The following is an 11,967-nucleotide window of genomic DNA, read 5'->3' as shown; positions in this document are numbered from 1 at the left end:
TCCATGCGTTCCTGGATCCCGCTCTGGTTGCACCGGCTCGGCGCGCCGCCGACCTTCTACCGCGTGGCCGGCGCGGTGCGCCCGTGGAGTCTGGCCGCGGCCGTGCTGCTCGGCGCGGTGGCCTGTTACGGCGGGCTGGTGCTGGCGCCGCCGGATTACCAGCAGCACGATGCCTACCGCATCATCTTCGTGCATGTGCCGTGCGCGTGGATGAGCCTGTTCGTCTACGCCGCGATGGGCGTGGCCGGCCTGGTCGCGCTGGTGTGGCGGGTGAAACTGGCGGAAATCGCCTGCATGGCCTCGGCGCCGATCGGCGCGGCGTTCACCTTCGTCACCCTGTGCACCGGCTCGCTGTGGGGCCGGCCGATGTGGGGCACCTGGTGGACCTGGGACGCGCGATTGACCTCGGAACTGGTGCTGCTGTTCCTGTACCTGGGCGTGATCGGCCTGCACCGTGCCATCGACGATCCGCGCCAGGGCGCGCGCGCCGCCGCGCTGCTGGCGCTGGTCGGGCTGATCAACCTGCCGATCGTGCATTACTCGGTGGTCTGGTGGAACACCCTGCACCAGGGCTCCACGGTGCGCGTGCTGGGCCCGTCGAAGATGCCGCTGTCGATGCTGTGGCCGCTGCTGACCGGCGTGCTCGCCAGCAAGTGCTACTACGTCGCCAGCCTGTGCGGGCGCATGCGCAGCGACCTGCTGGCGCTGGAGCGCGGCAAGGCCTGGGTGCGTGCGATCGCGCTGCAGGCCGCGCCGGTGCCGGCGACGCCCGCCGACGCCGCGCCGCTGCCCGCGGAACACGCGGCATGAGCGGGTTCTGGGCGATGGGCGGCTACGCCGTCTACGTGTGGAGCGCGTACGCGCTGGCCTTGGTGGTGCTGCTCCTGGACAGCCTGCTGCCGCGCCGCCGCCAACGCCGCCTGCTCGCCGACATCCGTGCGCAAGTGACGCGCGAACAGGCGCGCCGTGCCCGCGGCAAGGTTGCGATCAACGGAGCGCACGATGCATCCCACCCGTAAGCGCCGCCTGCTGCTGGTGCTGCTGTTGCTCGGCGCCGCGGCGCTGGCCACCGGCCTGTTCGTGCTGGCCCTGCAGCACAACGTCAGCTACCTGTTCACGCCCAGCCAAGTGCAGGCCGGCGCGGCCAGGGACTACCGGGTGTTCCGGCTCGGCGGCATGGTCAAGGCCGGCTCGATCACGCGCAGCGCCGATGCGCTGCAGGTGCAGTTCACGGTGATCGACAAGGCCGGCGCCACCGCGGTTGCCTACACCGGCATCCTGCCCGACCTGTTCCGCGACAACCAGGCGGTGATCGCCACCGGCTCGATGCAGGGCGCGCGCTTCGTCGCCACCGAAGTGCTGGCCAAGCACGACGAGACCTACATGCCGCAGGAACTGAAGGACGCAATGGCGCAGGCGCATGCCGAGCGCGCCCACGTCGCTCGCGCTGCAGCGGCCGCCGCAGCGGCGGCGCGGCCATGAGGCCGATCACGCCCCACCGCGCCGAGAGCGCCGCACGATGAGCGCCGAACTCGGCCAGTGTGCGCTGATCCTGGCCCTGCTGCTGGCATTGGTGCAGGCCGTGTTGCCGCTGCTCGGCGCCTGGCGCGGCCAGCGCGCCTGGATGGCGGTGGCGCGGCCGGCCGCCTACGCCCAGGCCGGCTTCGCCTGGCTGGCCTTCGGCCTGCTCGGCTACGTGTTGCTGCAACTGGATTTCTCGGTGCGCTACGTCGCCGCCAACGCCAACCTGGCGCAGCCCTGGTACTACCGGCTGGCCGCGGTGTGGGGCGCGCACGAAGGCTCGCTGCTGCTGTGGATCGCCATCCTCAACCTGTGGACGGTGGCGCTGGCGCGCAGCGGCCGGCACCTGCCGGACGCCTTCGCCGCGCGCGTGCTCGGCGTGCTCGGACTGATTTCCAGCGGCTTCCTGGCCTTCGTCCTGTTCACCTCCAATCCGTTCGTGCGGCTGTCGCCGATGCCGCGCGATGGCAGCGAACTCAACCCGGTACTGCAGGACCCGGGCATGGTGCTGCATCCGCCGGTGCTGTACACCGGCTATGTCGGCTTCTCGGTGGCCTTCGCCTTCGCCATCGCCGCCCTGCTCGGCGGCGAACAGCAGCAGGCCTGGGTGCGCTGGGCGCGGCCGTGGACCAACGTCGCCTGGGGTTTCCTCAGCGCCGGCATCGTCGCCGGCAGCTGGTGGGCCTATGCCGAACTGGGCTGGGGCGGCTGGTGGTTCTGGGACCCGGTGGAGAACGCCAGCTTCATGCCCTGGCTGGTCGGCGCCGCGCTGATCCACACCCAGGCGGTCACCGAGAAACGCGGCGCGCTCGGCGCCTGGACCCTGCTGCTGTCGATCCTGGCGTTCTCGCTGTCGCTGCTGGGCACCTTCCTGGTGCGCTCCGGCGTGCTGACCTCGGTGCACGCCTTCGCCGCCGATCCGCGCCGCGGCCTGTACATCCTCGGCTTCCTGGTGCTGGTGGTCGGCGGCTCGCTGCTGCTGTACGCGCTGCGTGCGCCGCGCATGGCCGCAGGCAAGCCGTTCGCCGCGCTGTCGCGGGAGACCGCGATCCTGGTCGGCAACCTGATGCTCAGCGTGGCCGCGGCGATGGTGCTGCTGGGCACGCTGTTCCCGCTGCTCGGCGATGCGCTGCGGCTGGGCAAGATCTCGGTCGGGCCGCCCTACTTCGGCCTGCTGTTCCCGCTGCTGATGCTGCCGGTGGTGCTGCTGTTGCCGTTCGGTCCGTACCTGCGCTGGGGCCGCACCGAACCCGGCGCACTGCGCGCGGTGGCCGCGCGCGCCGGGCTGGCCGCACTGGCCTGCGCGCTGCTAGCGTGGCTGCTGAGCGCGGGCACGCTGCGCGCGGTGGCCGGCGTCGCCGCCGCGGCCTGGGTCGGCGTCGGCACCGCGCTGTATGCACTCACCCGCTGGCGCAGCACCCCGCGCGGCCGGCGCTTCCCCGCCGAACTGGCCGGCATGCTGCTGGCGCATGCAGGGGTCGCGGTGTTCGTGGCCGGCGTGCTGTTGTCGGAAAGCCTGTCGGTGGAACGCGACGTGCGCCTGGACCCCGGCCAGAGCACCCAAATCGGAGCGTATGCATTCCGCTTCGATGGCGTGCGCCTGATCGATGGCCCCAACTGGAAGGCCGAGCAAGGCACGGTGAGCGTGCTGCGCGACGGCGCCGTGGTGGCGGTGCTGCATCCGCAGAAGCGCCTGTACAGCAGCGAGCGGATCCAGACCGAGGCGGCGATCGACGCCGGGGTGCTGCGCGACCTGTACGTCGCCCTGGGCGAACCGGTCGACGACCAGCACATCGAGTACGGCTGGACCCTGCGCCTGTACGACAAGCCCTTCATCCGCTGGATCTGGGCCGGCGGCCTGCTGATGATGCTCGGTGGCTTCGTCAGCGCCGGCGCGCGCCGCTTGCGTGCGCAGCCGGCCACGGACAACGCCGCCACGCCGGCCGCGCTCGCCGGAGCCGCGCCATGAGCCGGCTACTGCCGCTGGCCGCGTTCGCGCTACTGGCCGCGTTGTTCGGGTTCGGCCTGTGGTGGAGCCGCAGCCACGATCCGCGCGAGGTCCCTTCGCCGCTGCTGGGCAAGCCGGTGCCGGCGTTCGCGCTGCCGCGCCTGGACCGCCCGGACCTGCGCAGCGGCAGCCAGGAACTGCGTGGCCGCCCGTATCTGCTCAACGTGTTCGGCAGTTGGTGCATGGCCTGCAGCGAGGAGCATCCGCTGCTGATGGCGCAGGCCCGGCAACTGGGCGTGGCCCTGGTCGGCTACGCGTACCGCGACGAGCCGCACGACACCGCCGCCTGGCTGGCGCAGCGCGGCAATCCGTATGCGCTGGTGCTGGTGGACGCCGATGGCCAGCGTGCGATCGACCTGGGCGTGTACGGCGCGCCGGAGACCTTCCTGGTCGATGCCGACGGCGTGGTCCGCTACAAGCACGTCGGCGTACTGACGCCGCAGGTGCTGGCCGACGAACTGCGTCCGGCGATCGCGGCGCTCGAGGGAGCACGGCGATGAGCGCGTTCGTTGCACGGACGCGCCGACGCATGCCGTTGTGGCGCTTGCTGATGCTGCTGTGGCTGCTGGGCTGTGCAGTGCCGGCGCTTGCCCAGGCGGTGGACCCACTCCCCTTCAAGGACCGCGCGCAAGAGCAGCGCTTCCAGCAACTGACCGCGCAACTGCGCTGCCTGGTCTGCCAGAACGAGAACCTGGCCGATTCCGACGCGACGCTGGCGCGCGACCTGCGCCACCAGGTGTTCGCGCAACTGCAGGCAGGGCGCAGCGATGCGCAGATCAAGCAGTACATGGTCGATCGCTACTCGGCCTTCGTGCTGTACGACCCGCCGCTGGCGCCGGGCACCTGGCTGCTGTGGTTCGGGCCGGCGCTGTTGCTGCTGGGCGGCGCCGCGATGGTGCTGGCGACGCTGCGGCACCGCCGCCGCGCCCTTGGCGCCGTCACGACGGAAGCGGAGGACGCCTGGTGACGCCCGGCTTTCTGATGGCCGCCACCGCGATGCTGGGCGTTGCCCTGTTCGCGGTGTTGCGCCCGTTGCTCGTCCAGCGTTCCGGCGCAGGTCGGCAACGCGGCGTCGCGCTGCTGCTTGCGCTGCTACTGCCGTTGCTGGGCGCCGGCCTGTACTGGCGCATCGGCACACCCGCGGCCCTGGCCGGCGTCCCGCTGCAACCGCTGCCGCCGCCCGCGCCGGACCAGACCGCGCAACTGCTGCAAGGCTGGCTGCAGCAGGCCTGGGACGCGCAACAGGCGCAGCGCCCACACGAAGCGCAGCAGGCCTATGCGCAGGCGCTGCGGATCGCTCCGGACAATGTCGAAGCCCTGCTCGGCTGGGCCGAGACCGACATGGCGCAACGCGCCGATCTCACGGTGGGCAGCGCCGCACGCGCCATGCTCGAGCGGGCGCTGGCGCAGCAGCCGGACAACCAGCGCGCCCTATGGATGCGTGGCATCGCCGCCTTCCAGCAGCAGCGCTATGCCGATGCGGCCGGCGACTGGCGCCATCTGTCGACCTTGCTGCCGGCGTCGTCGCCACTGCGCGAGGCGGTGACGCAAAAGATCGCCGCCGCCGACGCGATGGTCGCAAACACAGGCGCAGCGACCGCCACGCCACACTGACGCGACCACCAGATCCCACCTGCGCTCCGCGGTCCACTCACAGCGCGTACGCGATCTTCTCCTTCAGCATGTCCGCATTGAACGGCTTGACGATGTAGCCGCTGACACCCGCTTCGCGGATCTCGATCACCTTGTCGCTGCGCCCCTCGGTGACCGTCATCAGGAACGGCGTGCCTTTCAGCTGTGCGTCGCTGCGAACCGCCCGCAGCAGCTCCAGACCGGTCATCGGCGCCATGTTCCAGTCGGAAATGACCAGGCCGATCTTCTCCGCCCGCATCGCGGCCAGCGCCGCCTCGCCGTCGGCTGCTTCGACGACGTCGTCATAGCCGAGTTGGCCCAACAGCATGCGGATGACGCGCCGCATCGTGCGGTAATCGTCGACGACCAGAATCTTCATGACGTCCCCAGGCAGCCCGATGGCAGGACCGATGGTGCAGGAGTCCTGCTCCCGATGCCATCGACCAAGCCGGGCGCGCCGTGCAGGCGCCGCAGTGCCGACCCCAGCTGCACATTGCGCCGAAAATAGGAATGCGTATCATTAACGAAACTGATCGCCTCGCTGCCATCCCGCTCCGCCTAGCCCTGTCGCCAAGCCGGTGCCTCTCCCGACGGGCCCCCATGCATCCAGTTCCGCCAGCGCCGCCGCGCCTCTCCACGCCGCCCACCGCCGCCTCGCGCGGGTTGCCTCCCTGGCTGGGCGTACTGGCACGCACCCTGGCCGCCATCGTCGGCGGCTATGCGCTGGCCGCAGCCACCTCCGTGCTGCTGCCGCTGCTGTGGCCATCGGTGCGCGCGCAGGCGGTCTTGAGCGGGATGATGCTGGGCATCCTGGTCTGCGCCTGCACCGCGCTGTGGGCGTTCGCCGCGCGCAGCGCCGGGCGCGCCTGGCTGGGCGTCGCGGCATTGCTGGCACCGATGGCACTGGCGATCGCCTGGCTGCAGCAGCACGCGCCATGAAGCAGGGATTCCGCCAATCGATGGCCTGGCTGCACACCTGGAGCGGCCTGTTGGTGTCGTGGGTGCTGCTGCTGATCTTCATGGCCGGCACCGCCAGCTATTTCCGCAACGAGATCAGCCAGTGGATGCGTCCGGAACTGCCGCGCACGCAGCCGAGCACCGACGTGGTGGCCGCACGCGCGGTGGCGCTGCTGCAGCGCGAGGCGCCGCAGTCGCCGCAGTGGTTCGTGTCGCTGGCCAACCCGCGCGCGCCGTTCACCGACCTGTTCTGGCGCAATCCGCCGCCGGCCGACGGCGCCCGCCCGAGCCGCAAGGCAATGTTCGGCAGCGCCCTGCTCGACCCGGTCAGCGGCGAGGCCAGCGACACCCGCGACACCCGCGGCGGCGATTTCTTCTACCGCCTGCACTTCGACCTGCACTACATCCCGGCGCTGTGGGCGCGCTACATTGTCGGCTTCTGCGCGATGTTCATGCTGGTGGCGATCATCAGCGGCGTGATCACCCACAAGAAGATCTTCAAGGACTTCTTCACCTTCCGCCCGGCCAAGGGCCAGCGCTCGTGGCTGGACTTCCACAATGCCAGCGCGGTGCTCGCCCTGCCCTACCACGCGATGATCACCTACACCGGGCTGGTCACGCTGATGCTGATGTACCTGCCCTGGGGCATCCAGACCGCCTATCCGGACGCCGAGCAGGCGTTCTATGCCGAGGCCTTCCAGGAACCGCAGAACCTGCGCGAGGCCAGCGGCACGCCCGGCCACATGCTGCCGATCGCGCAACTGCTGGACGTGGCGCGCCGCGAATGGGGCGCGCAGGCGCCGATCGCCGGCTTCACCGTCTACAACGCCGGCGACGCTGCCGCGGCCGTCCAGATCCGTCAGGGCGATGGCCAGCGCCTGGGCTACACCACGCCCTCGCTGCTGCTGGACGCGACCAGCGGGCAGATCCTGGGCCGCAGCGGCGAACTCGGCGCCGCCGCGGAAACCCGCAGCACCCTGTACGGCCTGCATCTGGCGCACTTCGCCGGTCCCTGGCTGCGCTGGCTGTTCTTCGGCTGCGGCCTGCTCGGCTGCCTGATGGTGGCCAGCGGCGCGATCCTGTGGGCGGTCAAGGAGCGGCCCAAGCACGCCAAGGCCGGGCGCATCGGTCTGGGCCTGCGCCTGGTCGACGCGCTCAACATCGGCACCGTGGCCGGGCTGCCGATCGCCTTCGCCGCCTATTTCTGGGGCAACCGGCTGCTGCCGCTGCACCTGGAATCGCGCCCGGAAAGCGAAGCAGCGGTGTTCTTCCTGGCTTGGGCCGCGGCCCTGGTCGCCGCGCAGGTGTGGCCGAAGCGCGCGATGTGGGCCTGGCAACTGTACGCGGGCGCGGCACTGTTCGGCCTGCTGCCGCTGCTCAACGCCGTCACCACCGATGCGCACCTGGGCGTGAGCCTGCTGGCCGGCGACTGGGCACTGGCCGGGTTCGACCTGGTCTGCCTGTTCCTCGGTATCGCCCTGGCGCTGGCCGCGCGGCGCATGCAGCGCTGGCAACCGCCGCTGTCGGCGGCCGAACGCCGCGCCCGCGATCGCGGCGGATCCGGCAAGCCGGTCCTGGCCACGGAGGGCGCATGACCGTCCTCGGCCTGTGCCTGGCCTTCTCCGGCTTCGTCGCGCTGTGCCTGGGCATGGAGAAGCACCAGCTCGACCTGTACGGCGCACGCCGCGCCGCCGCGCCGCGCCTGCGGCAACTGCAGGCCGCCGGCTGGCTGCTGTTGAGCGCGGCGTTCGCCTGCTGCGTGGCCGCGCGCGGCTGGGGCATCGGCCCGGTGCTGTGGGTGGGTTCGCTCAGCGCCAGCGCGGCGCTGCTGACCCTGGGCCTGCTGCCGTACCGGCCGCGGCTGATCGTGCCGCTGGCGTTGCTGGCGCCGCCGCTGGGCGTGGGCGCCGCCCTGTTGGGCTAGCGCCCGCCTTTTTCAGCGATCGGCGGCTACCGTCGGCGGCCGCAGTTCCGCGGCGGTGCGCGCGCCGGCGAACACCAGCACCAGTCCCGCCGCGAGGGTGATCGCCAGGTACAGCGGCACCATGCCGATGCGCCCGTTGCGCACGAACACCATGCTTTCCATCATCAGCGAGGAGAACGTGGTCAGCCCGCCGACCAGGCCGACGATCAGCAGCGCCCGCCAGTACGGTGCGCTGGCGCCGCGGCCCTCGATCCACACCAGCAGGAAGCCGCCGACGAAGGCGCCGGCCAAGTTCACCGCCAGCGTGCCCCACGGGAAGCCGGCGCCATAGCGCTGCAGCAGCGCGCTGCCGACCGCGAAACGCAGGCCGGAGCCGACTGCGCCGCCGGCCATCGCCAGCAGCAATTGCTGCCACCACAGGGTCAGGTTCATGCGTGCCTCCGCGAAACGAATGCGGGAGCGGCAGCAGAAAAACGAGAGGAAACGGGCATCGGATTCTCCACAAGGACGATGCCGGGGCGCACGCCTGCCACCCCGGCGGGGGTTGGGCAGGCATCATCAGCACGCAGTGCTGCGGGCGGTTCGAGGAGGAATGCCATCTCCTGTACGCCGATTATGAAGCCGACTGCCCGGCCTTGTCAGCCCGCGCCTGCTCGCGCGCGGCGCGCAGGCGGTCGAGCTTGTCCTTGAGCTTGATCTCCAGGCCGCGTTCCACCGGCCGGTAGTAGACCCGCTCGCCCATCGCATCGGGAAAGCCGGTCTGGTCCAGGGCGATGCCGCCCTCGGCATCGTGGTCGTACTGGTAGTCGGCGCCGTAGCCCAGGGTCTTCATCAACTTGGTCGGCGCGTTGCGCAGATGCAGCGGCACCTCCTGGGTGCCGGTCTCGCGCACTTCGGCCTTGGCCTGGTTGAAGGCGGCATAGCCGGCGTTGGACTTGGCGGTGCTGGCCAGGTACAGCACCAGCTGCGCGAAGGCCAGTTCGCCTTCGGGGCTGCCCAGGCGCTCGTAGATATCCCAGGCTTCCAGCGCCATCGACTGTGCACGCGGGTCGGCCAGGCCGATGTCCTCGATCGCCATGCGGGTCAGCCGCCGCGCCAGGTAGGACGGGTCGCAGCCGCCGTCGAGCATCCGCGTGAGCCAGTACAGCGCCGCGTCCGGATTGGAACTGCGCACCGACTTGTGCAGCGCCGAGATCTGGTCGTAGAACTGCTCGCCGCCCTTGTCGAAGCGGCGGGTGCGGTCGGCCAGCACTTGCTGCAGGGTCTGCGCGGTGATCTCGCCGCCCTCGTCCTGGGCCAGCTCGGCGGCGATTTCCAGCAACGTCAGCGCGCGCCGCACGTCGCCATCGGCGGCGCCGGCGATCTCCAGCAAGGCCGCATCGGAGACCTGCAGGTGCTCGGCGCCGAGTCCGCGTTCGGGATCGTGCAGCGCCCGCTGCAGCGCCTCGGCGATGTCCTGCGGCGACACCGCCTCCAGCACATGTACGCGGCAGCGCGACAGCAGCGCCGAATTCAGTTCGAACGAGGGATTCTCGGTGGTCGCGCCGACGAACAGGATGGTGCCGCGTTCGATATGCGGCAGGAAGGCATCCTGCTGCGCCTTGTTGAAGCGGTGCACCTCGTCGACGAACAGCACCGTGCGGCGCCCGTCGGCGAAACGCTGCGCGGCCTCGACCAGCACTCCCCGCACCTCCGGCAGGCCGGACAGCACCGCCGAGATCGCCTTGAACTCGGCTTCGGCGTACTGCGCCAGCAGCAGCGCCAGCGTGGTCTTGCCGCAGCCGGGCGGCCCCCACAGGATCATCGAATGCACGCGGCCGGACGCGACCGCGCGGCGCAGCGCACTGGTCAGCGCCAGCAGGCGCTTCTGCCCGACCATCTCGTCGAGCGTGCGCGGTCGCATGCGCTCGGCCAGCGGGCGCATGGCCTCGCGGTCGACGCTCAACAGGTCGGGGGTATCGGAAGCGAAGGGTCTGCGTTTGGCCATGCGCCCATTCTATCGCCGCGGCCCGTGCACGCCGTGCGGCCTGCATGTGCCCCTGCCGGCATCCCCGTCGTCGCCAGCCTGCGTGGCACCGACGCCAGCGCTAGAATCGCGGCGCCTCCCTGCCCGGCCGACCCCGCCATGAGCCACCACGACACCCTGGACGCCTTTACCCATCAGCACGACTTCCTCGGCACCCGCCACGAGCGCAATGCGCGCCGCACCTGGTCGGTGGTGGCGCTGACCGCCGCGATGATGATCGTGGAGATCGTCGCCGGCTGGTGGACCGGCTCGATGGCGCTGCTGGCCGACGGCCTGCACATGGCCACCCACGCCGGCGCGCTGTCGCTGGCCGGCTTCGCGTACTGGTTCGCGCGCCGGCACCGGCACAATCCGCGCTTCACCTTCGGCACCGGCAAGGTCGGCGACCTGGCCGGCTTCTCCAGCGCGCTGATCCTGGCGCTGATCGCCCTGGGCATCGGCGTGGAGTCGGCACTGCGCCTGGCGCAGCCGGTGCACATCGCCTACGACGAAGCGCTGTGGATCGCGGCGCTGGGCCTGCTGGTGAACCTGCTCAGCGCCTGGATGCTGGGCGCCGACCACCACCACGATCATGGGCATGGGCACGGCCATCATCACGACCACGATCACGGCCATACCCACGCCGCGCACCGGCATGACGAGCATGCGCATCACGATGGGCATGACCACGATCACGACCATCACCACCCGCACGATCACCACGGGCATGCGCACGCCCATGCCGCGCCGGCGCACAGCCACGACCGCCACGCGCACGCCGATCACAACCTGCGCTCGGCCTACATGCACGTGCTGGCCGACGCGCTGACCTCGGTGATGGCGATCGTCGCCCTGCTGCTGGCCAAGTACCTGGGCTGGACCTGGACCGATGCGTTGATGGGCATCGTCGGCGCCATCGTCATCGCCCGCTGGTCGCTGGCGCTGCTGCGCGACACCGGTGCGGTACTGCTCGACGCCTCGGCGCCGGCGGCGCTGCAGGCGCAGATCCGCGACCGCCTGCAGCAGGACGACGAACGCATCGCCGACCTGCACGTGTGGCGGGTCGGCCCCGGCCAGCACGCAGCGATCGTGTCGCTGGTGACGCACAAACCGCGGCCGGCGGCGTTCTACCACGCCCGCCTGCAGGGCGTGGCCACGCTGGGCCACGTCAGCATCGAAGTGCAGACCTGCCCCAACTGAGCGGAAAGGCCGCCGCGTACCGACCCGGCGCGCGGCGGCCGCCGGCTCAGCGGTCGCCGACCACGTCCACGTCCTTGTCCGGGACGTAGCGGAAGGTGCCGGCGGCGAAGGCCGGGTTGCGCTTCCAGTCGCTGAAGCTGATCTCGGTGCGCTGGCCGACCGGGTCGACCACTTCCATGCGCGCCAGGCCATTGCGGTCGAAGCCGAGCTTGGCCATCTGGAAGCTGGCCTCGGTGTCCACCTTCGGGGTCATGGTCAGCCACTGCAGCCCGTCGCGGGCCACCGCCTCTTCGCTGACGTCGTACTGGCGGTCGAGCCGGCCCGGGTCGATCAGCGCGGTCAGCGGGCTGTTCTGTTCCTCGCTGCCCTGCGCGCGCACCGTGGCCTGCTTCAGGTCCGGGTCGTAGACCCAGACCTTGCTGCCGTCGGCGACGATCAGTTGGGTATACGGCTTGCGGTACTCCCAGCGGAACAGGCGCGGCGCCGACAGCGCGACGCGGCCGCTGGAGCTTTCCTTCAGCGTGCCCTTGCCGTCGTAGACCTTCTGCGCGAACTGGCCGTCCAGGCCCTTCAGCCCGCGGGTGAAGGCGGTGAGGTCCTCGCGGGCGCCGGCGAAGGCGGAGCCGGCCAGCAGCGCGGTGGCGAGGACGGTGTAGCGGAGTGTGCGAAGCATGCGGATGGATTTCCGGATGGAGTGTGGGAAGTGTGACGCGCCGCGCC

At 70.9% G+C, this 11,967-nt stretch carries 15 protein-coding genes and 1 riboswitch; of the genes, 11 read left to right on the top strand and 4 right to left on the bottom strand.

Annotated features, from left to right (window positions below; all coding sequences use genetic code 11):
• Window positions 1-3: 3 nt before the first annotated feature.
• The 7 genes from PIQ37_RS05925 to PIQ37_RS05895 are packed head-to-tail and all read left to right on the top strand — an operon-like array spanning window position 4 to window position 5,143.
• Window positions 4-810 (top strand): heme ABC transporter permease, encoded by an 807-nt coding sequence (locus PIQ37_RS05925; RefSeq protein ID WP_342072738.1) that lies wholly within the window; start codon window positions 4-6, stop codon window positions 808-810.
• Window positions 807-1,019: a heme exporter protein CcmD gene (ccmD, locus tag PIQ37_RS05920; protein WP_342072737.1), complete on the top strand. Its 213-nt coding sequence runs from the start codon at window positions 807-809 to the stop codon at window positions 1,017-1,019. Before PIQ37_RS05925 ends, ccmD begins: the two co-directional genes overlap by 4 nt.
• Entirely contained in the window at window positions 1,003-1,482 is a 480-nt protein-coding gene (ccmE, locus tag PIQ37_RS05915; RefSeq protein ID WP_342072736.1) for a cytochrome c maturation protein CcmE, read from the top strand. The genes ccmD and ccmE overlap by 17 nt, the downstream gene beginning before the upstream one ends.
• 37 nt (window positions 1,483-1,519) lie before the next feature.
• Window positions 1,520-3,490, top strand: coding sequence for a heme lyase CcmF/NrfE family subunit (locus PIQ37_RS05910; RefSeq protein ID WP_342072735.1), 1,971 nt, complete (start codon window positions 1,520-1,522; stop codon window positions 3,488-3,490).
• The gene (locus PIQ37_RS05905; protein ID WP_342072734.1) at window positions 3,487-4,029 is read left to right on the top strand and encodes a DsbE family thiol:disulfide interchange protein; all 543 of its coding nucleotides are present in this window, start codon (window positions 3,487-3,489) and stop codon (window positions 4,027-4,029) included. Before PIQ37_RS05910 ends, PIQ37_RS05905 begins: the two co-directional genes overlap by 4 nt.
• Window positions 4,026-4,496 (top strand): cytochrome c-type biogenesis protein, encoded by a 471-nt coding sequence (locus PIQ37_RS05900; RefSeq protein WP_407136516.1) that lies wholly within the window; start codon window positions 4,026-4,028, stop codon window positions 4,494-4,496. Before PIQ37_RS05905 ends, PIQ37_RS05900 begins: the two co-directional genes overlap by 4 nt.
• A complete protein-coding gene (locus tag PIQ37_RS05895) occupies window positions 4,493-5,143 on the top strand; it encodes a tetratricopeptide repeat protein (RefSeq protein WP_342072733.1) in 651 nt (216 codons plus the stop codon). The genes PIQ37_RS05900 and PIQ37_RS05895 overlap by 4 nt, the downstream gene beginning before the upstream one ends.
• Before the next feature lie 37 nt (window positions 5,144-5,180).
• On the opposite strand, the gene PIQ37_RS05890 is transcribed toward PIQ37_RS05895, so the two are convergent.
• On the bottom strand, window positions 5,181-5,540 hold the full coding sequence (locus PIQ37_RS05890) for a response regulator (protein WP_267081423.1): 360 nt from the start codon (window positions 5,538-5,540) through the stop codon (window positions 5,181-5,183).
• A gap of 221 nt (window positions 5,541-5,761) precedes the next feature.
• On the opposite strand from PIQ37_RS05890, the gene PIQ37_RS05885 reads away from it, so the two are divergent.
• From PIQ37_RS05885 to PIQ37_RS05875, 3 genes are read left to right on the top strand one after another with little or no spacing between them, the layout of a single operon-like run.
• On the top strand, window positions 5,762-6,100 hold the full coding sequence (locus tag PIQ37_RS05885; RefSeq protein WP_342072732.1) for a DUF3649 domain-containing protein: 339 nt from the start codon (window positions 5,762-5,764) through the stop codon (window positions 6,098-6,100).
• Window positions 6,097-7,713, top strand: coding sequence for a PepSY-associated TM helix domain-containing protein (locus tag PIQ37_RS05880; protein WP_342072731.1), 1,617 nt, complete (start codon window positions 6,097-6,099; stop codon window positions 7,711-7,713). Before PIQ37_RS05885 ends, PIQ37_RS05880 begins: the two co-directional genes overlap by 4 nt.
• Window positions 7,710-8,042, top strand: a complete 333-nt coding sequence (locus tag PIQ37_RS05875; protein ID WP_148828700.1) for a DUF3325 domain-containing protein — start codon at window positions 7,710-7,712, stop codon at window positions 8,040-8,042. The genes PIQ37_RS05880 and PIQ37_RS05875 overlap by 4 nt, the downstream gene beginning before the upstream one ends.
• Before the next feature lie 12 nt (window positions 8,043-8,054).
• On the opposite strand, the gene crcB is transcribed toward PIQ37_RS05875, so the two are convergent.
• Both crcB and PIQ37_RS05865 read right to left on the bottom strand, forming a co-directional pair.
• On the bottom strand, window positions 8,055-8,474 hold the full coding sequence (crcB, locus tag PIQ37_RS05870) for a fluoride efflux transporter CrcB (protein ID WP_342072730.1): 420 nt from the start codon (window positions 8,472-8,474) through the stop codon (window positions 8,055-8,057).
• A gap of 110 nt (window positions 8,475-8,584) precedes the next feature.
• A riboswitch (Fluoride riboswitch) is annotated at window positions 8,585-8,654 on the bottom strand.
• 1 nt (window position 8,655) lies between these two features.
• Window positions 8,656-10,029, bottom strand: coding sequence for a replication-associated recombination protein A (locus tag PIQ37_RS05865; RefSeq protein WP_342072729.1), 1,374 nt, complete (start codon window positions 10,027-10,029; stop codon window positions 8,656-8,658).
• A gap of 138 nt (window positions 10,030-10,167) precedes the next feature.
• Here PIQ37_RS05865 and dmeF point away from each other — a divergent pair, with 138 nt between their 5' ends.
• Window positions 10,168-11,247, top strand: a complete 1,080-nt coding sequence (dmeF, locus tag PIQ37_RS05860; RefSeq protein WP_342072728.1) for a CDF family Co(II)/Ni(II) efflux transporter DmeF — start codon at window positions 10,168-10,170, stop codon at window positions 11,245-11,247.
• 46 nt (window positions 11,248-11,293) lie between these two features.
• On the opposite strand, the gene lolA is transcribed toward dmeF, so the two are convergent.
• Window positions 11,294-11,920 carry an outer membrane lipoprotein chaperone LolA gene (lolA, locus tag PIQ37_RS05855; RefSeq protein ID WP_342072727.1) on the bottom strand — a complete coding sequence of 209 codons (627 nt, stop codon included), beginning with the start codon at window positions 11,918-11,920 and terminating at the stop codon, window positions 11,294-11,296.
• Between the last annotated feature and the right edge of the window lie 47 nt (window positions 11,921-11,967).

The sequence above is a fragment of the Xanthomonas protegens genome, assembly GCF_038442435.1.
Taxonomy (GTDB): domain Bacteria; phylum Pseudomonadota; class Gammaproteobacteria; order Xanthomonadales; family Xanthomonadaceae; genus Xanthomonas_A; species Xanthomonas_A sontii.
Note: the sequence above shows the minus strand (reverse complement) of the source record. Positions and strands in the feature narration are given on the sequence as shown.

Bases quoted from the DNA above. Each gene is read 5' to 3' on its own strand.
- ccmD (WP_342072737.1), top strand. From the start codon at position 807: ATGAGCGGGTTCTGGGCGATGGGCGGCTACGCCGTCTACGTGTGGAGC.
- PIQ37_RS05875 (WP_148828700.1), top strand. From the start codon at position 7,710: ATGACCGTCCTCGGCCTGTGCCTGGCCTTCTCCGGCTTCGTCGCGCTG.
- PIQ37_RS05890 (WP_267081423.1), bottom strand. From the start codon at position 5,540: ATGAAGATTCTGGTCGTCGACGATTACCGCACGATGCGGCGCGTCATC.
- PIQ37_RS05910 (WP_342072735.1), top strand. From the start codon at position 1,520: ATGAGCGCCGAACTCGGCCAGTGTGCGCTGATCCTGGCCCTGCTGCTG.
- dmeF (WP_342072728.1), top strand. From the start codon at position 10,168: ATGAGCCACCACGACACCCTGGACGCCTTTACCCATCAGCACGACTTC.
- crcB (WP_342072730.1), bottom strand. From the start codon at position 8,474: ATGAACCTGACCCTGTGGTGGCAGCAATTGCTGCTGGCGATGGCCGGC.
- PIQ37_RS05925 (WP_342072738.1), top strand. From the start codon at position 4: ATGCGTTCCTGGATCCCGCTCTGGTTGCACCGGCTCGGCGCGCCGCCG.
- lolA (WP_342072727.1), bottom strand. From the start codon at position 11,920: ATGCTTCGCACACTCCGCTACACCGTCCTCGCCACCGCGCTGCTGGCC.
- ccmE (WP_342072736.1), top strand. From the start codon at position 1,003: ATGCATCCCACCCGTAAGCGCCGCCTGCTGCTGGTGCTGCTGTTGCTC.
- PIQ37_RS05865 (WP_342072729.1), bottom strand. From the start codon at position 10,029: ATGGCCAAACGCAGACCCTTCGCTTCCGATACCCCCGACCTGTTGAGC.
- PIQ37_RS05905 (WP_342072734.1), top strand. From the start codon at position 3,487: ATGAGCCGGCTACTGCCGCTGGCCGCGTTCGCGCTACTGGCCGCGTTG.
- PIQ37_RS05880 (WP_342072731.1), top strand. From the start codon at position 6,097: ATGAAGCAGGGATTCCGCCAATCGATGGCCTGGCTGCACACCTGGAGC.
- PIQ37_RS05900 (WP_407136516.1), top strand. From the start codon at position 4,026: ATGAGCGCGTTCGTTGCACGGACGCGCCGACGCATGCCGTTGTGGCGC.
- PIQ37_RS05885 (WP_342072732.1), top strand. From the start codon at position 5,762: ATGCATCCAGTTCCGCCAGCGCCGCCGCGCCTCTCCACGCCGCCCACC.